The organism is Tropicibacter naphthalenivorans (assembly GCF_900176475.1).
GTDB classification, from domain to species: domain Bacteria; phylum Pseudomonadota; class Alphaproteobacteria; order Rhodobacterales; family Rhodobacteraceae; genus Tropicibacter; species Tropicibacter naphthalenivorans.
Map to the genome: position 1 here is coordinate 255,370 of NZ_FWXX01000001.1, position 20,208 is coordinate 275,577.

General features: G+C 61.9%; 24 protein-coding genes and 1 tRNA gene. 8 read left to right on the forward strand and 17 right to left on the reverse strand.

Features of this window, described 5'->3' with window-relative positions; genetic code table 11:
- Positions 1–28: 28 nt before the first annotated feature.
- The 10 genes from B9A11_RS01210 to B9A11_RS01255 all read right to left on the reverse strand — a co-directional run bounded on the left by B9A11_RS01210 (position 29) and on the right by B9A11_RS01255 (position 6,459).
- On the reverse strand, positions 29–1,276 hold the full coding sequence (locus tag B9A11_RS01210) for an aminotransferase class V-fold PLP-dependent enzyme (RefSeq protein ID WP_058246158.1): 1,248 nt from the start codon (positions 1,274–1,276) through the stop codon (positions 29–31).
- Positions 1,277–1,474, reverse strand: a complete 198-nt coding sequence (locus tag B9A11_RS01215) for a DNA gyrase inhibitor YacG (protein ID WP_058246157.1) — start codon at positions 1,472–1,474, stop codon at positions 1,277–1,279.
- Complete coding sequence (locus B9A11_RS01220) at positions 1,471–2,502, reverse strand: ribonuclease E/G (protein WP_058246156.1); 1,032 nt, start codon at positions 2,500–2,502, stop codon at positions 1,471–1,473. The genes B9A11_RS01215 and B9A11_RS01220 overlap by 4 nt, the downstream gene beginning before the upstream one ends.
- Positions 2,499–3,089, reverse strand: coding sequence for a Maf family protein (locus tag B9A11_RS01225; protein ID WP_058246155.1), 591 nt, complete (start codon positions 3,087–3,089; stop codon positions 2,499–2,501). Before B9A11_RS01225 ends, B9A11_RS01220 begins: the two co-directional genes overlap by 4 nt.
- 177 nt (positions 3,090–3,266) lie before the next feature.
- The gene (gene infA / locus B9A11_RS01230; protein ID WP_005978431.1) at positions 3,267–3,485 is read right to left on the reverse strand and encodes a translation initiation factor IF-1; all 219 of its coding nucleotides are present in this window, start codon (positions 3,483–3,485) and stop codon (positions 3,267–3,269) included.
- 94 nt (positions 3,486–3,579) lie between these two features.
- On the reverse strand, positions 3,580–4,464 hold the full coding sequence (locus tag B9A11_RS01235; protein WP_058246154.1) for a carbon-nitrogen hydrolase family protein: 885 nt from the start codon (positions 4,462–4,464) through the stop codon (positions 3,580–3,582).
- 14 nt (positions 4,465–4,478) lie between these two features.
- Positions 4,479–5,063, reverse strand: a complete 585-nt coding sequence (locus B9A11_RS01240) for a GNAT family N-acetyltransferase (RefSeq protein WP_058246153.1) — start codon at positions 5,061–5,063, stop codon at positions 4,479–4,481.
- Positions 5,063–5,464: a ketosteroid isomerase-related protein gene (locus B9A11_RS01245; RefSeq protein WP_058246152.1), complete on the reverse strand. Its 402-nt coding sequence runs from the start codon at positions 5,462–5,464 to the stop codon at positions 5,063–5,065. Before B9A11_RS01245 ends, B9A11_RS01240 begins: the two co-directional genes overlap by 1 nt.
- Positions 5,465–5,530: 66 nt before the next feature.
- Complete coding sequence (locus B9A11_RS01250) at positions 5,531–5,977, reverse strand: arsenate-mycothiol transferase ArsC (RefSeq protein WP_058246151.1); 447 nt, start codon at positions 5,975–5,977, stop codon at positions 5,531–5,533.
- Positions 5,978–5,979: 2 nt separating this feature from the next.
- Entirely contained in the window at positions 5,980–6,459 is a 480-nt protein-coding gene (locus B9A11_RS01255; protein ID WP_058246150.1) for a UPF0262 family protein, read from the reverse strand.
- Between the two features lie 245 nt (positions 6,460–6,704).
- Here B9A11_RS01255 and B9A11_RS01260 point away from each other — a divergent pair, with 245 nt between their 5' ends.
- Entirely contained in the window at positions 6,705–7,286 is a 582-nt protein-coding gene (locus tag B9A11_RS01260; RefSeq protein ID WP_083499741.1) for a TetR/AcrR family transcriptional regulator, read from the forward strand.
- Here B9A11_RS01260 and hisD read toward each other — a convergent pair.
- The 5 genes from hisD to B9A11_RS21550 all read right to left on the reverse strand — a co-directional run bounded on the left by hisD (position 7,276) and on the right by B9A11_RS21550 (position 11,170).
- The gene (hisD, locus tag B9A11_RS01265) at positions 7,276–8,577 is read right to left on the reverse strand and encodes a histidinol dehydrogenase (protein WP_058246149.1); all 1,302 of its coding nucleotides are present in this window, start codon (positions 8,575–8,577) and stop codon (positions 7,276–7,278) included. The two genes, B9A11_RS01260 and hisD, sit on opposite strands and share 11 nt — an antisense overlap.
- An 84-nt stretch (positions 8,578–8,661) precedes the next feature.
- On the reverse strand, positions 8,662–9,186 hold the full coding sequence (locus B9A11_RS01270) for a hypothetical protein (protein ID WP_058246148.1): 525 nt from the start codon (positions 9,184–9,186) through the stop codon (positions 8,662–8,664).
- Between the two features lie 78 nt (positions 9,187–9,264).
- Positions 9,265–9,741, reverse strand: a complete 477-nt coding sequence (locus B9A11_RS01275) for a DUF2948 family protein (protein WP_058246147.1) — start codon at positions 9,739–9,741, stop codon at positions 9,265–9,267.
- The gene (gene murA / locus B9A11_RS01280; protein WP_058246146.1) at positions 9,738–11,009 is read right to left on the reverse strand and encodes a UDP-N-acetylglucosamine 1-carboxyvinyltransferase; all 1,272 of its coding nucleotides are present in this window, start codon (positions 11,007–11,009) and stop codon (positions 9,738–9,740) included. The genes B9A11_RS01275 and murA overlap by 4 nt, the downstream gene beginning before the upstream one ends.
- A gap of 5 nt (positions 11,010–11,014) precedes the next feature.
- On the reverse strand, positions 11,015–11,170 hold the full coding sequence (locus B9A11_RS21550) for a hypothetical protein (RefSeq protein WP_186009173.1): 156 nt from the start codon (positions 11,168–11,170) through the stop codon (positions 11,015–11,017).
- Between the two features lie 169 nt (positions 11,171–11,339).
- Between B9A11_RS21550 and B9A11_RS01285 the strand changes: the two genes are divergently transcribed.
- The 6 genes from B9A11_RS01285 (at position 11,340) to ptsP (ending at position 17,801) form a co-directional block, all read left to right on the forward strand.
- Positions 11,340–11,414, forward strand: a tRNA-Thr gene (locus B9A11_RS01285).
- Positions 11,415–11,894: 480 nt separating this feature from the next.
- The gene (locus B9A11_RS01290) at positions 11,895–13,109 is read left to right on the forward strand and encodes a 3-deoxy-D-manno-octulosonic acid transferase (RefSeq protein WP_058246145.1); all 1,215 of its coding nucleotides are present in this window, start codon (positions 11,895–11,897) and stop codon (positions 13,107–13,109) included.
- 59 nt (positions 13,110–13,168) lie between these two features.
- Positions 13,169–13,585 carry a DUF1178 family protein gene (locus B9A11_RS01295; RefSeq protein ID WP_058246144.1) on the forward strand — a complete coding sequence of 139 codons (417 nt, stop codon included), beginning with the start codon at positions 13,169–13,171 and terminating at the stop codon, positions 13,583–13,585.
- Entirely contained in the window at positions 13,586–14,029 is a 444-nt protein-coding gene (locus B9A11_RS01300) for a YybH family protein (RefSeq protein WP_058246143.1), read from the forward strand.
- Positions 14,030–14,111: 82 nt separating this feature from the next.
- Entirely contained in the window at positions 14,112–15,350 is a 1,239-nt protein-coding gene (locus B9A11_RS01305; RefSeq protein ID WP_058246142.1) for an aspartate kinase, read from the forward strand.
- A 192-nt stretch (positions 15,351–15,542) separates the two neighbouring features.
- Positions 15,543–17,801, forward strand: a complete 2,259-nt coding sequence (ptsP, locus tag B9A11_RS01310; RefSeq protein ID WP_058246141.1) for a phosphoenolpyruvate--protein phosphotransferase — start codon at positions 15,543–15,545, stop codon at positions 17,799–17,801.
- 305 nt (positions 17,802–18,106) lie between these two features.
- Here ptsP and B9A11_RS01315 read toward each other — a convergent pair whose 3' ends face one another.
- Together B9A11_RS01315 and B9A11_RS01320 are read right to left on the reverse strand one after the other, a co-directional pair.
- Positions 18,107–18,874, reverse strand: a complete 768-nt coding sequence (locus B9A11_RS01315; protein WP_058246140.1) for an EcsC family protein — start codon at positions 18,872–18,874, stop codon at positions 18,107–18,109.
- 42 nt (positions 18,875–18,916) lie between these two features.
- Positions 18,917–19,402, reverse strand: coding sequence for a GNAT family N-acetyltransferase (locus B9A11_RS01320; protein ID WP_058246427.1), 486 nt, complete (start codon positions 19,400–19,402; stop codon positions 18,917–18,919).
- A gap of 72 nt (positions 19,403–19,474) precedes the next feature.
- Between B9A11_RS01320 and B9A11_RS01325 the strand changes: the two genes are divergently transcribed.
- Positions 19,475–20,080 carry a flavin reductase family protein gene (locus B9A11_RS01325; protein ID WP_058246139.1) on the forward strand — a complete coding sequence of 202 codons (606 nt, stop codon included), beginning with the start codon at positions 19,475–19,477 and terminating at the stop codon, positions 20,078–20,080.
- The last annotated feature ends 128 nt before the right edge of the window (positions 20,081–20,208 follow it).

The following is a 20,208-nucleotide window of genomic DNA, read 5'->3' on the forward strand; positions in this document are numbered from 1 at the left end:
ATCTTGGGAAAGATGAAAGGTTTGGGGCTTACTCTGCAAGGATGGACTGAACCGCCGACAGGAAACTGCGCACCTCGGCGGGGCTATTGTAATGCGCCAGCGAGACGCGCACGCAGTCGGGTTGGCCTAACGGGGTCAGGATGTTGCCCGAATAGTGGTCGGCCTTGCGGATGTGGGTGCGGATGCCCGCGTCATTCAGCGCGGCGACGATCTGCGCCGTCGGGACGCTGTCCGAGTAGAAGGAGACCAGCCCTTCGCGCGCGGGATTGTCTGCGCCGCCGATGATGTGAACGCCCGGCAAATCCGTAAGGCCCGGCAGGTTGTCGATGCCGCGCAGCATCGCTTGTGTCAGGGCGTGTTCATGCGCGTGGATCGCCTTTGCGGCGGCGGTCAGACGCGCGCGCGGGTCGGTGTCTGTGGTGAGCGTGCCGCCGAGCCAGTCGAAATAGGCGACCACATCCGAGAAGGTCGCATAGGCGCCGGTGTCGCGGGTGCCCAGTTCCCACTGGCCCGCAGGCGCGCCGGTCAGGGCGTCGTGGCGCAGCGCGGTCAGCCGGTCAGAGGCCCAGGCGATGCCATACCCGTGCCGCGAGAACACCTTGTAAGGCGAGATGACATAGCCATCGATCCCCGCCGCGCTGACGTCAATCCCGCCATGGCAAGCGTGCTGGATGCCGTCGACGATGATCAGCGCATTCGGCGCTTTGGCACGGATCGCGGCGGCAATGGCGGGCAGATCCATCGCCATGCCCGTCACCGGAGATGTGTGCAGGATCGTCGCCACGGCGGTGTCCGGCGTCACGTGCTCGGCGTAGGCCTGCGGCGTCACTTGCCCCGTGGCGTCGTCATGCGGGACTTGGATGTACTGGCGGCCAGAGACTTCGGCCCAGCGGGTGCAAGCACTGCGCGACGCCGGGTGCTCGACGGTCGAGCCGAGAACGATCCCCGGCCCCGCCCCCAGACAGGCGTCCTGAATCAGGCGGAACAGCAGCTCTGTGCCGCTTTCGCCAAACAAAACCGCGCCTTCGGACGCGTTGAAAAACCGCATCGCATCGGCGCGGGATTTTGTGATCACATCCACCAAAGCGTGCGAAGCGGCGTTGTCGCGCCCTTGGTTGTCAGGGATCGCCGCAAAGCGCGTGGTCGTCTCGACCACCGATTTCAGCGTCAGCGCGCCGCCCGCGTTTTCGAAAAAGATGCGAGCGCCGGTAAAGGGGCAGCTGTCCACATGGGCAAAGCGGGCGCGGATCTGGTCCAGCAGGGCGGCGTCAAACATTCAGTGAGGCTTTCGTTCGGGGTCTTGGCTTAGCGCGTCTTCGACAGCGTCAGCGGCCTTTTCAAGGTCTTCGGGATCGTTGGACGGAATGGCGTAATCGCCGCCCAGCCACTTGGCCAGATCCACATCCGCGCAGCGTTGCGAGCAAAAGGGGCGGAATTTCGGATCGGTGTCCTTGGCGCAAATCGGACAGCTCATAGCAGCGCCTTCAGCGCGATCCGGTCGCGTTTACGTTGCAATTCCAGCAGGCCCAGCGTGGTCCAACCGGCGACAATCGTCTCTGTCGTCTCGCGTTTCAGCGCCGCTTTGAGCATGGATTCCAGCTGGCGGCGGTCTTTTTTCGGGCAAGGCGCGGGGTCGATCACGATCTGGCCGCCAAGCCCACGCAGCCGCAGCTGCCGCGGCAAATCGCGCATCGCCGCCATGTTCGCCTTGAGCCCCGCCGCGGGCGAGGTGTCATTGCCCGTGTTGATGTCGATGGCCACCAGCGCCGAGGTCGGCTCGATGATCATCGTGTAGCCGCCGGGCAGGATCACCCGGTCAAAACTGAGCGCCTCTAGCGCGTCGGCCACGCCGTGCGTTTCGAAACTGCCGGGTTCCGGGGCGATCTGGGCGGGGTCCGTCCACTCGCGCCACGCCAGCGCGTGGGGGCCATCGCCCTCAACCAGCAGCTCGGCCGGACCGTCCGCATCGGCCAAGACATCGCGGGCCAGCGTCGACATCGCCAGAATGTCATCCATCAGGGCGTCGGCCTCATCCGGGTCGCAGGACGAGCGCAGGATCAGCCCGGCGTTTTCCGGCAAGGGCACTTCGGCCAGCGCCTCATGGGCAATCTCAAGGATCGCCTCGCGCATGTCGTCATCCTTGATCTGCCGCGAGACGTTGATGCCGGGCTTTTCCGGCGTCACGATCGCGTAGCGGCTTTTGAACAAAATGCGCTGCGTGACCGGGATCGCCTTGCCCGGCTCGGCATAGCCAGTGACCTGCACGAGCAGCGACTGACCGGGCTTTAACCCTTTGACCTGCCGCAGAAAAGCGGTGCCGTCGGGGGTCGTCAGGAACATCCCCCCCTGCCCTTTGACAGGCCGATCCGCCGTGGCGCGGTAGATGGTCCCGGGGCGCGGCAGATCCGCGTCGATCAAGATATCCTCAAGCTGACCGTCCACCATCAAGGCCGCAGCTTCGCGCCCGTTCCAGTGGTCCAAAGCGATGACATTCCCCTTCATGAGCGGTCCTTATATAGCGGGTAGCCTGCGGCGATTAACAGGTTGGCGGTCTCTGCCAAGGGCAAACCGACCACGGCGGTAAACGATCCGTTGATCCACGGGATAAAGGCGCTGGCGGGGCCTTGGATCGCGTAACCGCCTGCTTTGCCTTGCCAATCTCCGCTGTGGAGGTAAGCGTTGAGTTCCTCGTTGGACAGGGTCTTCATCTGGACCTGCGTGACCACGTCGCGCTGCCAAAGCTGCTCGCCCTTGCGCACGGCGACAGCGGTGATGACGCGGTGGCGCCGCCCCGACAGCATGGTCAGGAACTGCGCCGCCTCTTTTTCATCGGCAGGTTTGCCAAGGATGCGGCGGCCCAAAGCCACGGTCGTATCGGCAGACAGCACGATTTCGTCCGGGTCAGCCGGGATCGCGCGCGCCTTTTCCGCCGCCAGACGCACACAATAGGGGCGCGGCAGCTCTCTGGGGTGCGGGTCCTCATTGATGTCGGGCGGGCGGATGTCGGCGGCCACCACGCCAAGCTGCGCAAGCAATTCGCGGCGGCGCGGGCTGCCAGAGCCAAGGATCAGGCGGGGGATGTCGGTCATGGGGCGTCCTGTCACAAGGGTTACCGCCCCTTAACGCTTTGGCGGCGCGCTGAAAAGGGTGTCGCGTGCGCGGGCCGTGCGGGGATGGCCGCTCTTTGCCTAAAATCTGCGCGATAAAAAGCAAAGCGCCAGGCAATCGCCCGGCGCTTAACAACGTGATGTGGATCGCGTGTCGCTTTACTTAAAGCGGTAGTTGATCCGCCCTTTGGTCAGATCATAAGGCGTCATTTCCACTTGAACCTTGTCGCCAGCCAGAACACGGATGCGGTTTTTGCGCATCTTGCCTGCCGTGTGTGCGATGATCTCATGGCCGTTTTCAAGCTCGACCCGAAACGTCGCATTCGGCAGGAGTTCCTTCACGACACCGGGAAATTCGAGCGTATCTTCCTTGGCCATGGTCTCTCCTTAGTTGGTCGCCCCGCTCAGAGTCGGGGCAGCCAAGCATATGGGCCTGTTCTACCTAATTTTCAAGAGCATTGTGTTAAGATGCCTAGCGCAAGCGTGTGGCGGAGACCTTTTGTGCACGTGCGGGCTGTTCGTCCCAATGTTGGCGGTTCAGGACGACACCGTCGCGGCGGACGTGTTCGACGGCGGCTGGGTCGATTTCGGCGTAGGTCCAGCCGGGTTTGTTCAGGCCGCCTTCTGCCATCACGCCGGTTGGCGGAAAGCCCGTGTCAGGCGGGCCAAAGACGCCCCCTTGCCCGACGCTTTCGTCGATGACCTCGCTCCAATCTGCGGTGCCAACAACCGAAGACATGACCGTAACACATTGATTTTCAAGGGAGCGTGCCATCGCCCCGATGCGCACACGCCAATAGCCGGCCAAGGCTTCGGTGACCGACGGCACCAGGATCACCTCGGCATCGCTTAGCGCGCGGCCCAGCAAAGGGTATTCGGAATCGTAGCAAATCAGCACGCCGATCCGCCCAAGGCTGGTATCGAACAGGCGCAACGGCCCGCCGGACTGCACCCCCCAATCCTCGCGTTCAAAGCGAGTCATGATCTGCTTGTCCTGCACGCCAACCGCGCCCGTCGGGGTAAACAAGCTGGCGCGATTCACCGGCAAATCGGGAAAATTGTCATCAAAAACCGGCGCAGAGGCCGAAAGGATGTGAACGTTGTACTTGCTTGCCAAGTCGCTATGCAGCGAATCTGCGTCGGGCATCCGGCTTGACACGGCGTCAATACAGGCCTTGAGATCAAGGGAAATATCCCGCCCGGACAAGGTACTTAGCTCCATCGCCGCGTATTCGGGAAAGACCAAAAGCTCTGCCCCCTGCCCGGCGGCGGAAGACACCCAATCCTCGATCTTTCGCGCGTAATCCTGCCAGCTGCTCAGGTATTCAGACGGATATGCTGCGGTGGCGACTTTCATTTATTCAACCTTTTTCACGCATCCAGGCGTTTCATCCAAAATTGCAGCGGCTTTTGCGTTGGCGCCTCTTGCCCCACATCCAACCAAGTAAAGTGGGCGACCGCGCCCTCTAGTGGCGCGTAGCCTCTCTTGCGCCAAAACGGGTCAAGCGGTTGATAAGATGCGGGTCTCATCGGGTGATCGGCAGGCCGTTGAACCCCGCAAAACGCCGAAAACTGACGGCCCAGCGCGCGGGCATGGGATTCTCTGAGGTCGAAAAACCGGTGACCCACGCCGTGGCCGCGATACTCCGGCAGCAAAACCGACTCGGCACAGTAGAAAATCTGCGACAGATCGCGATCCGCTCCGAAAGCCGCGGCGAAGTCGTCGGCGTGATCCTCCATCGGGGTGCCGGTCGCGGCCCCGACCAGTCGATCCCCGTCAAACGCCCCGACCAGAACCGCGCCTTCGCTGTCACGATAGGTCTGCAAGTAGTTGCGCTCGTACGAAAAATCGCCGTCATACAAATACGGCCAAGCGCGAAAGACCTCGATTCGCAGGCGCGCAACATCGTCCAATGTCGCCTCTAGCGCCGCGCCGGTCAGAACCTCGACCCGCATCACGAGACCTGTTTGATCCAGTCGCTCAGGTTGTAATAGGTCACCACGCGGCAGATCAGCCCGTCTTTAAGCGAGAAAAAAGAGCCCGCGGGCAGCTTATATGTCTGCCCATGCGCCTCGGGCAAGCCTTCGTCGGTGGCCTTGTAGGTCCCATTTACGATGAACTCTGCGGCGCCGCGCGTGTCATCATGGTTACCAAAAATGACCATGTCAGACAGGAATTCACTGTAACAATGGTCCATATGTGCGCAAAATTCCGCGAATTTCGTCTTGCCGACACGGATTTGACCTTCGTTAACGTGATGTTCGATATCCGTGGACAGGCGCGCCAACATGCCTTCGGTGTCGCCAACGTTGAAGGCATCGAAATAGCGCTGAATGATTTCTGGGGCTTGGGGCATGGTTGGTCTCGGTTCGTAAATCATGTTTCGCATAGGGAAATCCGAGAACGCCGTCCGGCGCAAGTCCTAGCTTTCACCCCATTTTTCCCGCAGCTTGTTCATCAGTTGGTCACGGGTCTGACGATAGGCGTTCAGCTTTTGCTCGCGCGTCTCGCCAATGCCGGTCGGGTCCATGATCGGCCAATATTCGACGGTCAGATGGTAGTAGCGCGTCAGCTCCAGAGCGCGGCGCTGCGACGCAGGGGACAATGTCACGATGACGTCGAAGCCGGAAAGCGTCTCGCCACTTTCCTCCATTTCCTCAAAGGATCGTGAACGATGCCGAGACAGTTCGACCCCGATTTCCTCACAGACTGCGATGGCGAAACCATCAATTTCAAGATCATTAACGACGCCAACGGACTGAACGTAAGTGTCTGTTCCGCATAGGTTTTTCATGATCCCTTCCGCCATAGGCGAACGTACTGCGTTGTGGTCGCAGCAGAACAAAACCGATTGCGGCAGGTTTCCCAAGCTTAGCCCCCGAAGTGCAGCACACAGACCAGAGTAAAGAGCCTGCGCGCCGTGGCGTCGTCAACCTCTACTTTACCTTCCAGCCGTTCCTGAAGGATTCGCGCGCCTTCGTTGTGAATGCCGCGTCGGGCCATGTCGATCGTCTCGATCTGGCTCGGAGGAAGCGTTTTCACCGCATCGAAATAGCTTTTGCAAATCTGGAAATAGTCTTTCACGACCTGACGAAACGGGCTGAGGCTTAGGTGAAACTCTGCCGCTTTTTCGTGCTTTACCGTCATCACATCAAAGACCAAGCGCTTGTCTTTGATCGACAATCCCACATTGTAGGGCCCTGCGGGAACCGGGCGGTCATCGCGCGGCGGCAATGTAAAGCTGTTTTCCTCCATCAAATCGAACATCGCGACACGGCGCTCTTGTTCGATTTCCGGCGTCGGAGGCGGCAGGTTGGCATCATCCAACTCGATATGCGCGATACGTGTCATGGCGTTTCTTTCGCAGGTGCAGCATTTTTGTAAGCGGGGACGCTCGATTTGGCAATATTGGCCTTTGGTCGTGGGTCGTCACGTCACCTTGTCAAAGCGTCAAGCCCCAGTGTTGTCCTGTAGACACCATGCCAAGTCCCGCTCAACCGGTCAGAGTTCCTTAACTTCGATGGTTTACACAGTGTCAAAACCGCCCTTGGCATCACGACAAGCATTCCGACCAAAAACATGCACGGATTGACACCATGTCCAGCGACGAACAAACGACCAAAACCAAGATTCTGATCGCAGCGCGGGATCTGCTGGAAGGCGGCCCTTCGCGGAAAATTCGCATGTCTGACATCGCCAAGGCTGCGGGTATCAGCCGCCAAGCACTGTATTTACACTATGCAAACAGGGCCGAATTGCTTGTCGCCGTGACAAGCTGGGTCGACTCGCAAAGTTTGACGCTTGCCACCGCGCCAGACGGCGCAAAAACCGGGCGTGCACGACTCATGCAGCTGATCATAGCCTGCGGGAACGCCATTCCACAGACTTACGGCGTTGGGAAAGCCCTCTTGGACATGATCGACAGCGACGCCGAAGCGTGTGCCGCCTGGGAAGCTCGCAGCGCAACCCTCCGCGCGCAGAGTGAACAGGCCATTGAGGCGCTCGCGCGCGACGGAGATCTGCACGAAACACTGACGATCAAACGGGCAACCGATCTGCTTGGCGCCCTGTTAAGCCTGCGCACATGGGAGCATCTACGCTTGGATTGCGGCTGGACGCAGGCCGAATATATCACACATATTCAGGACCTTGCCCGTCGCAGTTTGCTTAGCGGTTAAGCTTTTCCAAGCGGGCCGTCACGCTTAGCCCGTGTGCTTCGAGGCTTTCGGATTTGGCCAAGGTTTCCGCCGCCGGACCGATAGCGCGCAAGGCATCCGGCGTCATTTTCGCCAATGTCGTCCGTTTGACGAAATCCATGACCGACAGGCCAGACGAGAACCGCGCTGAGCGCGCCGTGGGCAACACGTGGTTCGGTCCGCCGACGTAATCGCCGATCGCTTCGGGCGTCCATTGGCCAAGGAAAATGGCCCCCGCGTGCGTGCATTTTTCCGACAAAGCGTCCGGATCGGCCACACACAGCTCCAAATGTTCTGGCGCAATGCGGTTCGACAGCGCCGCTGCTTCGTCCAGATCGCGCACTGTGATCACAGCACCAAAATCTCGCCAGCTGGCCCCCGCAATCGCACGACGTTCCAATGTTTCCAAGCGTTTATCCACCGCACCGGCCACTGCGCGCCCAAAGGCTGCATCGGTGGTGATGAGCAAGGATTGCGCGCTTTCATCGTGTTCGGCTTGGCTCATCAGGTCCAAAGCCAGCCAATCCGGGTCATTGTCGGCATCGGCGATCACCAAGATCTCGGACGGGCCGGCGATCATATCGATCCCGACCTTACCGAACACCCGCCGCTTGGCCGCCGCGACAAAGGCGTTGCCCGGCCCGGTGATCTTATCCACAGGCGCGATCGTCTGTGTGCCATAGGCCAAAGCGGCCACGGCCTGCGCGCCGCCGATCCGGTAAACCTCGTCCACACCTGCGATTTTCGCGGCCAACAGAATCAACGGATTGACCGCACCGTCGGGCGTCGGCACCGTGATGGCCAACCGCTCGACCCCTGCCACTTTGGCCGGAATCGCGTTCATCAAAACCGAAGAGGGATAGCTCGCTAGCCCGCCAGGCACATAGAGCCCCGCCGCCGATACCGGCGTCCAGCGCCACCCCAAGGTCGCGCCATCGGCGTCGGTCCACAGCTGATCCTCCGGCATTTGGCGCACGTGATAGGCGCGGATACGCTCCGCAGCCTGCTCCAGCGCCGCGCGTTCGGCATCGGGCACCTGCGCGCAAAAGGCGTCGATTTCCGCGTCGGTAAAGCGCATCCCCTCGGGGTTCAGATCCAAGCGGTCGAATTTAGAGGTCAGCTCCAACACCGCTTCGTCGCCACGTGCGCGCACATCAGCGATGATTTTCGCAACGATATCATCCACATCCGGGCTGTCTTCGCGCTTGGCCGACAGCAGCTCAGCAAAGGCAGTTTCAAAGTCAGATTGGGTCGTATCGAGAAAGACGGGCATGGGCGCTCTCCTGTGGTTGACGCCTTCTAGCGCGGAGGTCGCCCTGCCTCAAGCGGTTGCGCCGAACCAAATGCCGCCCTCTTGTCAGGACGCGTTCAAGAACGCCTCGGGCACCTCGAACGGCGCACGGATCGCATCAATCGCGTGCACGGCCATGGTTTTGCACCCCCGACAGACCGCATCGTCGCCGTCATGAAGGTGAGAAGACCCAACCTGACAGCCGCACACAGCACAGCATACGCTATTCCGGCGCGGATCAGAACAAGGGCTCGGCTGGAGCCCCTCTTGCCGCGCCTCAAGTGGGGTATGGGTCACCGTCAAAGTCCCATCCGGTCCGGGGGTGATCGTCATTTGATCAAATCGCGGCATCCCTGGCGCATCACAGCGCACCGGAAGGGAAATCGGGCGCTGCCATGTGCGAACAGCAAAGAAAAGCGCATTAAGATAGCCGTGCAACGCATTGCCGTGCATGGCATTCCAGATCAAAGCGCCCTTGACCTTATCCGAGGTCACGTCAGCGCCGCCATTGCGTCGCGCAAAGTCATCCCACACTCCGCCAACGGCGATGATCCGATCTTCTGAATCAAGTTTATAGTAGGTTGATGACATAAGGCCCCCTGGTGCGTTAATGAGGGCTTAAGCTTGGAAGGTTAAAAATGGATTAAAATGCTGCGGTTGCAGCAAATCCTATACCCCGTGGTCGGGCGCTTGCTTGGATGGCGCAATGTAGGGGCGAGTGACGTCTCGCAAGGACACCTCAAGCGCTTCAACCTTGGCCCTCAGCGCGCCATCGCCCGCAAACGTCAGGGTGACAAAGCCATCCGGTGCCTCGTTTGGCGTGAAATCCACCGACAGCAACGCAAGAACCGTGTCCGAATCCCGAGAGACGCCTTGGCTCGACACGCCAAGCACGTTGTCGATGACCAACACCGATTGGACACGCTCTGCGGGGCGACCGCGCTTGGCGGCGGCGGGCAGATCTTCGTGCCGCAACCGATTGATCAACAAGGCCAATCGGCGCTTTTCCGACTGCCAGCTGATCTCGGTCGCGGGCAGGACAGCATCCTGCGCCAAGGCCGAGATCACCTGCAAATCATCCCCGTCCAGAGCGCCCAGGTACAGGGGGCGCTCTGCACCGTCTTCAAAACGCGCGTCTTCGGTCATTGCCCTTGAATCCGTTCAATTTTTGCGCCCACAGCCGAGAGTTTATCCTCGACGTTCTCATAGCCGCGATCCAAATGGTAAACCCGGCTGACGACGGTTTCGCCCTCGGCGGCGAGCCCTGCAAGAATCAGCGAAACAGAGGCGCGCAGATCCGTCGCCATGACCGGCGCGCCCTTGAGCCGCTCGACCCCATGCACCGTCGCGGTGCCGCCGTGCACGTCGATACGTGCGCCCATACGGGTCAGCTCTGGCGCGTGCATGAACCTGTTTTCAAAGATTTTTTCCTCAAGCACCGAAGAGCCGTCGGCGGTGCAGAGCAACGCCATCATCTGCGCCTGAAGATCGGTCGGAAAGCCGGGGAACGGCTCGGTCGTGACATTTACGGCTTTGACGCGGTCGGTGCGGCGCGCGACCGTCAGGCCTTTTTCGGTCTCTTCAACCGAAATCCCCGCCGCATCCAGCTTTTCGCAGAAGGATTCGACAAGGCTGATCGTGCCGCCAAGGCAGGTCACCTCGCCGCCACACACCGCCGGGGCCAACATGTAGGTGCCCAGCTCGATGCGGTCGGTCACGACACGGTGGGTCGCGCCGCCCAGACGCTCAACCCCTTGAATCGTAATGGTCGAGCTGCCTTCACCTTCGATTTGGGCGCCCATTTTGCGCAGGCATTGCGCCAGATCGACGATCTCGGGCTCGCGCGCGGCGTTGCGGATTTCCGTGGTCCCCTTGGCCAGCGTCGCGGCCAAAAGCGCGTTCTCTGTCGCCCCGACCGAGGCAAAGGGAAACTCGATAATGCCGCCGCGCAGCCCGCCCGCGGGCGCCTTTGCGTGCACATAGCCGTCGCGCAGGTCCATCTCTGCGCCCAGGGCTTCCATCGCCTTGAGGTGCAGATCCACCGGGCGCGCGCCGATGGCGCAGCCGCCGGGCAAAGACACCTCGGCATGGCCAAAACGCGCCAGCAGCGGCCCCAACACAAGGATCGAGGCGCGCATTTTGCGCACGATGTCATAGTCGGCGCGCTGCGTGGTCAGGCCGTGCGACGACATGGCCAGCACCTTGCCGTCTTGCAGCGCGGTCACCTCGGCCCCCAGCGATTGCAGCAGCACCGTCATGGTCCGAATGTCCGATAGGCGCGGCGCATTGGTCAGCGTCAGCGGCTCTTCGCTGAGCAAAGTTGCAGGCATCAACGTCAGGCAGGCGTTTTTCGCGCCCGCGATCGGGATGTCACCGCTCAAAGGGCCGTTGCCCGTCACCAAAATCGAATCCATGCCTGTCAGTCCTTGTCACTTTTCTGCTCGGAATCATCTTTTTCTGCCGCCCGCGCGCGGGTCTGCGCCTTGCGCCGTCCAAGATTGGCCTTGAGCGCCGCCTTGAGACGGTCCTCGCGGGTCTGGGCTGCTTTGCCCTTGGGAGAAGTCTTATGATCCATAGCGCGCGTTTACCCCAGCCACATGTACGGGTCCAGTCTGTGCAGGAGGTATAAGCCGATCCGCTTTCCCCCTTCGCAAGAAAAATGCACGATTTTTTGCCTTGAAGCGATTTTTTTCAAAAAACCCACTTGCGCCCGATTTGCCCTAGGGCTAAACGCCCCCCACGGCGCTGCTGTAGCTCAGTGGTAGAGCACTCCCTTGGTAAGGGAGAGGTCGACAGTTCAATCCTGTCCAGCAGCACCATAAACTCCCTCAAAAGTTTTACGAATTTTGAGCTAACGGCTCGGGTTGCGGTGTTGCTTGAAGATTGGCTCGCAAGCTGCTGGCATCTTTGGCTTTTCCCTAAACGCGACAGCGTCGGTCGCGAAAGCTTGGCAGGTGCAGGGCCGCACTGTCAGGTCGAGCCCTCGAAAACTCGTGATAAATTTGTGGAAACATCGGCTTCATACAACTTTTTGCAGAATTAGACGCACTTGTGTGAAGAATAGGTCGTAAAACCGATACCGCTTTTCCACACGCGCAACTCATACGCGCCAAAGCGCCCGAAACAATCCACAGTAGCCTTGCCCGCCAAGCCCTTGGAAAAGTGGTGAGCCTCGACTTATCCACAAAAGACGCCCTCTCGCCCCGCTCACACCGAAATGCGCCGCTCATCTGTGCGCAGCAGTGCTTGCCAAACCGCCGTGTCCCGGCCTACTTCGACGCAACACATCGGAGCGCCCCTTGATCCTTTACCGTCTTCTCATCAGCCTCTTCGCGATCATTGCGGTGCTTCAGGGCCGCAAGCATGGCCCTGAGACGGTTAAGGCACGGCTAGGGCGCAGCCCCGCGCAAAATGGCCCGCATATCTGGCTGCATGGCGCCTCGAACGGCGAGCTCGCCTCTTGCTGGCCGGTGGTCCAAGCGCTGTCGCAGGCGCGACCGGACCTGAAGTGGGTGATCACCAGCAATTCGGCCACCGGGGTGGATCTGGCGCGGCAATGGCCGCTGCCGCAGCACACAGCCCTGCCCGCCCCCGTCGATCTGGCCCGCGTCAGCGCGCGCGTGATGCGGGACTGGAACGTGCAGGCGCATATCACCCTGGAAACAGAGATTTGGCCCCATCGCATCCTGTCCTGCCCCGGCCCGGTGGTGATGCTGGGCGCGCGGATGAGCGCGAGCACCGCAAAAGGCTGGTCCCGCGTTCCCGGCCTGATCCGTCGCACCTTGGGTCGGGTCAGCTTTGCGTCGGCGCAGGATTTGCAATCATTAGAACGTCTTATCGACCTTGGACTGCCCAAATCAGCAGCTGGCCCCACGGTTGACCTAAAGTCATTCCACACGCCGCCCGACCTGCCCGCCGCGCCAGAGTTGGGCCTCGCATTTGACCGCGCGCAGACGTGGCTGGCCGCCTCGACCCATGACGGCGAGGACGACATCCTGCTTGAGGCGCATAAAATCGCGCTGAACAGCCAGCCTGACCTGCGGCTCATCCTGGCCCCGCGCCACCCGCGCCGCGCCGCCGACATCTTGCGGCTGTGTACGCAGCACGGACTAAGTGTTGCGCAGCGCAGCGCCGGCGCGCCGCCGACCGAACAGGTCTATCTGGCCGACACGATGGGCGAGATGCCGCGCTGGTATGCGCTGGCCGGGCGGGTGTTCATCGGAGGCACCTTGACCGACCGCGGCGGGCACACGCCCTATGAGCCTGCGACCTTTGGGTGCGCCCTGATCCACGGGCCTGACACGCGCAATTTCAGGGCGTCCTTCGACCAGTTGCGCCAGACCGACGCGGCGATTCAGGCCGCGACACCAGCGCAAATCGCCCAAGCCCTCGCAGAGCTAACTCCCACAGACACCCAGGAAAAACAGGGCCGCGCGGCCCAAGAGGCCCTGCGCCAAGACACCGATCTGGCGCCACTTGTGGACAAGCTTCTTCAAATTCTACCAGCGGGTTAGCAAAGCTTGAACCTTGCCGAAATACGCTTACATTCGTCGCGGTGTAACAGGCGTTAAGAATGATTCAATACAGTCTCAAATGTGCCGAAGGGCATCAGTTCGACAGCTGGTTTCAATCCGCCTCTGCCTTTGACAAGTTGCAGGCGGCGGGCCACGTGGCTTGCGCGATTTGCGGATCGGCCAAGGTGGACAAGGCTTTGATGGCTCCGCGCGTCAATCAGGCCGACAAACCCGCCCCTCTCAGTCAGGAAAAATCCCCGGCAGAGCAAGCGATTGCCGCCATGAAGAAACACATCGAGACGACGTCGGACTACGTGGGCGGCAATTTCGCCACCGAAGCGCGCGCCATGCACCTTGGCGAAGCGCCAGAGCGTCCGATCTGGGGCGAGGCCAAGGCCGAAGAGGCAAAAGCGCTGGTCGAAGAGGGCATCCCCGTCGCCCCCCTGCCCTTTACGCCGTCGCGCAAGTCCAACTGAATGATCGACGCCCCGGACGCGTTTCTGCCCGCCTTTCTAAGGGCATGGCACGCGCGCGATGGCAGCGCGATCGGCGCGCTCTTCACCCCCGATGGGGATTTCGTCAACGTGACCGGCCTGTGGTGGCACGGGCCGGACAAGATCGCCGCGCCGCACCAATACGCGCTGGACAGCTTTTTCGCCGAAACGACGCTGCGCCCCGGCCGGACAGAGATCAAAGACCTTGGCGACACCGCGATTGTCCGCGCCCGCCTGCACCTGACCGGGCAAACGGCCCCCGATGGCACCCCCGCGCAGCCGCGGCAGACCATCATGACCTTTGTGCTGATCCGCACGGACGCAGGCTGGCTGGCCACCAGCGCCCAGAACACCGACGTCGTGCCGGGGCAGGAAACCCATCTGGCCCGCGAAAACGGCCTGCACGCGGTCGATTACCGGCGCTAACGCTTAGCAAAGCGGCAAACACTCTTGCGCCCCGCCCCCCCTTGCCCTAAAGGCCGAGCCGATCTGGAAGGAAAGGCGCACCATGCCCATTCTTGTGATGAAGTTCGGCGGAACCTCCGTCGCCACGCTTGACCGCATCCGCCGCGCCGCCAAACGCGTCGGTGTCGAAGTCGCAAAAGGCTATGACGTGATCGTCATCGTCTCGGCCATGTCGGGCGAGACCAACAAGCTTGTCGGCTATGTCGAGGAAACCTCGCCGCTGTTTGACGCCCGTGAATATGACGCCGTGGTGTCGTCGGGCGAAAACGTCACCGCAGGCCTCATGGCCCTGACGTTGCAGGAAATGGACGTGCCCGCCCGCAGCTGGCAGGGTTGGCAAGTGCCGGTCAAGACCACCGACGCCCACGCCTCTGCCCGGATCGAAGAGATCCCGCCGGAAAACATCATGGCCAAGTTCGGCGAAGGCATGCGCGTCGCCGTGGTCGCCGGGTTCCAGGGCATCAGCCCCGAAGGCCGCATCACCACGCTGGGCCGGGGCGGCTCTGACACCACGGCTGTGGCCTTTGCCGCCGCCTTTGGCGCCGAGCGCTGCGACATCTACACCGATGTGGACGGCGTCTATACCACTGACCCGCGCATCTGCGACAAGGCCCGCAAGCTGGACCGCATTTCTTTCGAAGAAATGCTGGAACTGGCCAGCCTTGGCGCCAAGGTTCTGCAAACCCGCTCGGTCGAGCTGGCCATGCGCTACAAGGTCAAACTGCGCGTTCTGAGCAGCTTTGAGGAACAATCCGACGAGGCGGGTACGCTCGTCTGTGACGAGGAGGATATCATGGAAAGCAATGTCGTGGCCGGTGTGGCCCATTCCCGTGACGAAGCCAAAATGACGCTGGTGTCGGTCGCCGATCGCCCCGGTATCGCCGCCGCGATCTTTACCCCGCTGTCCGAAGCGGGCGTGAACGTCGACATGATCGTGCAGAACATCTCGGAAGAGGGCCGCACGGATATGACCTTCTCTTGCCCGACCAACCAGGTCGCCCGCGCCGAAAAAGCGCTGGAAGAGGCAAAGGCCGAAGGCAACATCAACTTTACCGAAGTGCGCGCCGACACCGACGTGTGCAAGGTGTCCGTGGTGGGCATCGGGATGCGCTCTGCCACTGGCGTTGCGGCCAAGATGTTCCAGGTTCTGGCCAACGAAGGCATCAACATCCAGGTCATCACCACCTCGGAAATCAAGGTCTCGGTGCTGGTCGAACGCAAGTACATGGAACTGGCCGTGCAGGCGCTGCACGCCGCCTTTGGGCTGGACAAAGCCGCCTAAGCGGACACGCCAGACAGCATGACAGGGCGGCCCTTCGCGGGTCGCCCTTTTTCTTTTCCGCCCCAAGATGCGCCGATCTTGTGCATCGCGCCCCATGTGGGCCACTATATCGCGGCGGGGTTGTGGAATTTCCCTCCCCTTCTGATCGATGCTCGCCTATACACGGGCGTGATTTGACGTATGGGGACTTGGATGACCAACGGTCTGGAAAGCGAGAGCCGCAAGCTGCTGGGCCGCCTGCGCGACCTGATGGCCGAAGAGGCCGAAGGGCAGGAACGGCTCGACAAGATCACCCATCTGACCGCTGACAGCATGGGCACCGAGGTGTGCTCGATTTACCTGTTCCGCGACAACGACACGCTTGAATTGTGCGCGACGCAGGGTCTGAACGCCGAAGCGGTGCACGAAACCCGCATGAAACTGGGCGAAGGTCTGGTGGGGCGCGTCGCGCGCACCGGCAACACGGTGAACTCTGCCGATGCCCCGTCAGAGCCCGGTTTCCGCTATATGCCCGAAACCGGCGAAGAGATTTATTCCAGCTTCCTGGGCATCCCGATCCAGCGTCTGGGCGAAAAGCTGGGCGTGCTGGTGGTGCAATCCAAAACCGCGCGCGAATTCTCCGAGGACGAGGTTTACGCGCTCGAAGTGGTTGCCATGGTGCTGGCCGAGATGGCCGAACTGGGGGCTTTCGTCGGCGAGGGCGCGGCGCTCAAGGCGCGGCACACGCAGGCGGTCCTGTTCCGCGGCGGCACCGGCCAAGAGGGCAGCGCCATGGGCCACGTCTGGCTGCACGAGCCGCGCGTGGTGGTCACCAACATGGTTGGCGACGACCCCGACACCGAACGCGCGCGCCTGCGCGACGCGGTGGACGAGCTGCGCGTGTCCGTCGACCAGATGCTGGCGGGGGCCAAGATCACCGACAACGATCAGGTCCAAGTGCTTGAAGCCTATCGGATGTTTGCCAACTCCAAGGGTTGGATGCGCCGGATGGAAGAGGACATCGGCCGCGGCCTGTCCGCCGAAGCCGCCGTGGAAAAGGAACAGTCGCAGGCGCGCTCGCGGATGATGCAGGTCACCGACGGGTATCTGCGCGAACGTCTGCACGACCTTGACGATCTGTCCAACCGCCTGCTGAGGATCCTGACCGGTCAGGGGCGCGAGACGGGCTCGGAGATGCCGGCCGATCCCATTCTGATCGCGCGCAACATCGGGCCCGGCGAGCTGCTGGAATACGGCAATTCGCTCAAGGGGGTGGTGCTCGAAGAAGGCTCTGTCGGCTCGCACGCCGCCATCGTGGCCCGCGCGCTGGCGATTCCGCTGGTGATCCACGCCGACCGCATCACCAACGAGGCGCTGAACGGCGATCAGATCCTTGTGGATGGCGATCAGGGCGTGGTGCACCTGCGCCCCGATGAGACGGTCGTCGCGGCCTTTTCCGACAAGATGGCGATGCAGGCCAAGGCGCAGGAACGCTACGCCTCGATCCGCGATGTGGAATGCGTCACCGCCGACGGACAGCGCATCAATTTGATGATGAACGCAGGGCTGATGGCCGATCTGCCCTCGCTCGAAAGCTCGGGGGCCGAGGGCGTCGGCCTCTTCCGCACCGAACTGCAATTCCTCGTGCGAAATCAAATGCCCAAGCGGACAGAGCTGGCCTCGCTCTATGCCCGTGTGCTGGATGCGGCGGGCGACAAGCGGGTGATTTTCCGCACGCTCGACATCGGCTCGGACAAGGTTCTGCCCTACATGAAGCCGCAAGAAGAGCCCAACCCGGCGCTGGGATGGCGCGCGATCCGCGTCGCGCTGGACCGTCCGGGCGTCATGCGGATGCAGCTTCAGGCGCTGATCCGCGCCGCCAAGGGCCGCCCGCTGACGGTGATGTTCCCCTTTATCGCGCAATACGAGGAATTCGCCGCCGCCCGCGCCGAGATGGACAAGGCCATCGCCCGCGAAAAGCGTCTGGGCAATCCGATCCCGTCCAAGCTGGAGGTCGGCACCATGCTGGAAACCCCCAGCCTGGCCTATGCCTCGATCCGATTTTTCGAAGAGGTGGAGTTTTTGTCCATTGGCGGCAACGACTTAAAGCAGTTCTTCTTTGCGGCGGACCGCGAAAACGAACGGGTGCGGCGACGCTATGACACGCTGAACGTGTCGTTCCTGAGCTTTCTTGAATGGATTGTCATGCGCTGCGAGGCGACCAACACGCCGCTGTCCTTCTGCGGCGAGGACGCAGGCCGCCCGATCGAGGCGATCTGCCTTGCGGCCATGGGCATCCGGACGCTGTCCATGCGCCCCGCATCCATCGGCCCGGTGAAATCACTGCTGATGCGCTACTCGCTGCAAGAGATCAAACAGGTCATCGACCAGGCCCGCGCCTCTGGCGAGCAATCGGTGCGCCATGCGGTGATGGAATATCTGCGCGAAAACGGCACGTCCCTGTCGGTCTGAGCTGTCGGCTTGATTGCCCCTGTGGCGGGCGCAAGGGCCGCGAGACAAGGGGCACAATACAAAACACCCGGCCTCGAAATTTTTCCGAGGACCGGGTGTAAAGTCTTTGACGTCCATGCCACCTCAGCCATTCTAGCCAAGGACATTGCCGACACATTCTGTGCGACAGTCGACCGCTTCTCACCCGTGCTGCATATCGTTGTCTTTTAGACGTGCATGCGAACCGTTACGGGCTGGTCTTGCGTCGTCCGGGCCGCTTTCTGCACCGGACTGAAACTTTGTATGACCTTAACCCTAACGGCAGGTTAACGAATCAAGGCGGATTTCGTGGAAATCGACAATTCTTCGCGCAGCATGTCGATCAACAGGGCGCGCGGATGGCCAGAGCTGCGTTCCAGCCGCAAAAGGCCAAAATGCACATGCGCCATCTGCTGGTAATAGCTGGTGTAAGCATAGTTCGTGGCGGCCCCGGCGGCGGCACCGATCACCGGCACCGCTTGCGTCGCCAGCTTTTGCCCCAACACGTAGGACAGCCGCGGCGCGATCTTGGCGATGACCCCGTGGACGGTCGACCCCACCAGCGAAACCCGCGCCGCCAAAAAGGCCATGTCGGCCCCGTCATCTTCGGCCAGCGGGCCCGCAGCCGCAAAAACCGTCAGGCATTCCTTGGCGATGTCCGGCTCTGACGGGTCAAACCCGTGGTCCGCCGCGACCCCCGCAATGGCGCGAAACAGCACCGTGGTGGTGACCGGCAATTCTGCCAGCGCCGAGGGCAAGCCTCCCGCCCCGCCCGCCGCCCCCATGGCGGTGGTCAACGCGGTGTTCAGCCAGGATTTCTGATCCGGCACCACCCCGCGCGATTTCAGCGCCGCGCGCAGGGCGACGTCCAGCGCTTTGATCGTGGTGGCTTCCAGCCGATCCTTGGCGCTGTCGGGCAGCTTTTCCAAGAGGTTCTCGGCCTGCCCGCCAATCAAGTTCAAAACGCTCATGCCGACGGTGCTCGCCGCGCGGTGACGGCGCGCCAGCTCTTTGAGCTCGGCCTCTAGGTCGATGGGGATGGTCAGGTCTGTCATGGGCGCTCCTCTGCTTTACAGGTGGGGCGCTTTGGCCTGCGTTCAAGCCGCGCGGGTGACCTCGCCTTGGACGCCATCCCACGCGCCGGGGACCAGTTCCAACCCCAGCACGCGGTCAGGGTTCGTCGGCGGCGGCATGATCACCCCTTCAAGGCGCGCAAACCCGAAACGGCGGTAATACGGCGCATCGCCCACCAGCAGGACCCGCTCAAAGCCCTGCTCTGCGGCGTTCGCAATGGTGTCACGGATCAGAGCGGCCCCCAGTCCTTCGCCTTGGGCAATCGGGTGCACCGCCACGGGCCCCAGCAGCAAGGCAGGCGTGCCGCCGACCAAAACCGGCCAATAGCGAATCGCGCCCCCCAGCTGGCCCTGTTCGTCGCGCGCAACACGGCACAAAGCGGCCACCGGCGGCACGTCATCGCGCAGCCGATAAGACGACAAGGCCGTCCGGCCCGGCGCAAAAGCGGTGTCGAAGAGCGCTTCGACGTCCCACCAATCCTGCGCGGTCTCCTGTGCGAGCGTGAACAGCGTAACCCCCGTGCATTCTGCCGCTGAACCGCCTATCACGGGGCAAACCCTTGCGCAAACAGGAGAACCGGGATGTTCTACCGCCCGTCCGAAGGCCACGGCCTGCCCCACAACCCCTTTAACGCCATCGTGACGCCTCGGCCCATTGGCTGGATCTCGACCCGCGGTGCGGACGGGCAGGACAACCTCGCGCCGTATTCGTTCTTTAACGCCTGCGCCTATGTCCCGCCGCAGGTGATGTTCTGCTCGACCTCGGCCAAGGAAGACCGCGGAGACACCAAGGACAGCGTGGCGCACATCCGCGAAACCGGGGTGTTCTGCGTGAACATCGTGGAATACGCCATGCGTGATGCGATGAACGTGACCTCTGGGCAGTACCGCAAAGAGGTGGATGAGTTCGTCGAGGCCGGGCTGGAAAAGGCCGAATGCGACACGATCGCCTGCGCGCGGGTGGCGGCGGCCCCGGCAAACCTCGAATGCCGGATGACGCAGATCGTCAAGCTCGAAGGCGCGGCGAATTTCGCGGTGTTCGGCGAAGTGACCGGCATTCACATGCGCGACGACTGCATGAAGGACGGGATGTTCGACGTGCTGAGCTTTAACCCGCTGTCGCGTCTGGGTTACCGCGACTACGCCGTGGTGCGCGAGACCTTTAGCTTGAAACGTCCGGGCGAGTGAGGCGGGGGCAAATCTCTTCCTCAAGAGATTTGCAAATTCCTTGAAAGGAATTTGGCCTGCGCGGGGGGATATGGTAGACTGCGGTCGACCGATGGAGGGGATGATGGACCAGCACCTTTGAAACTCTG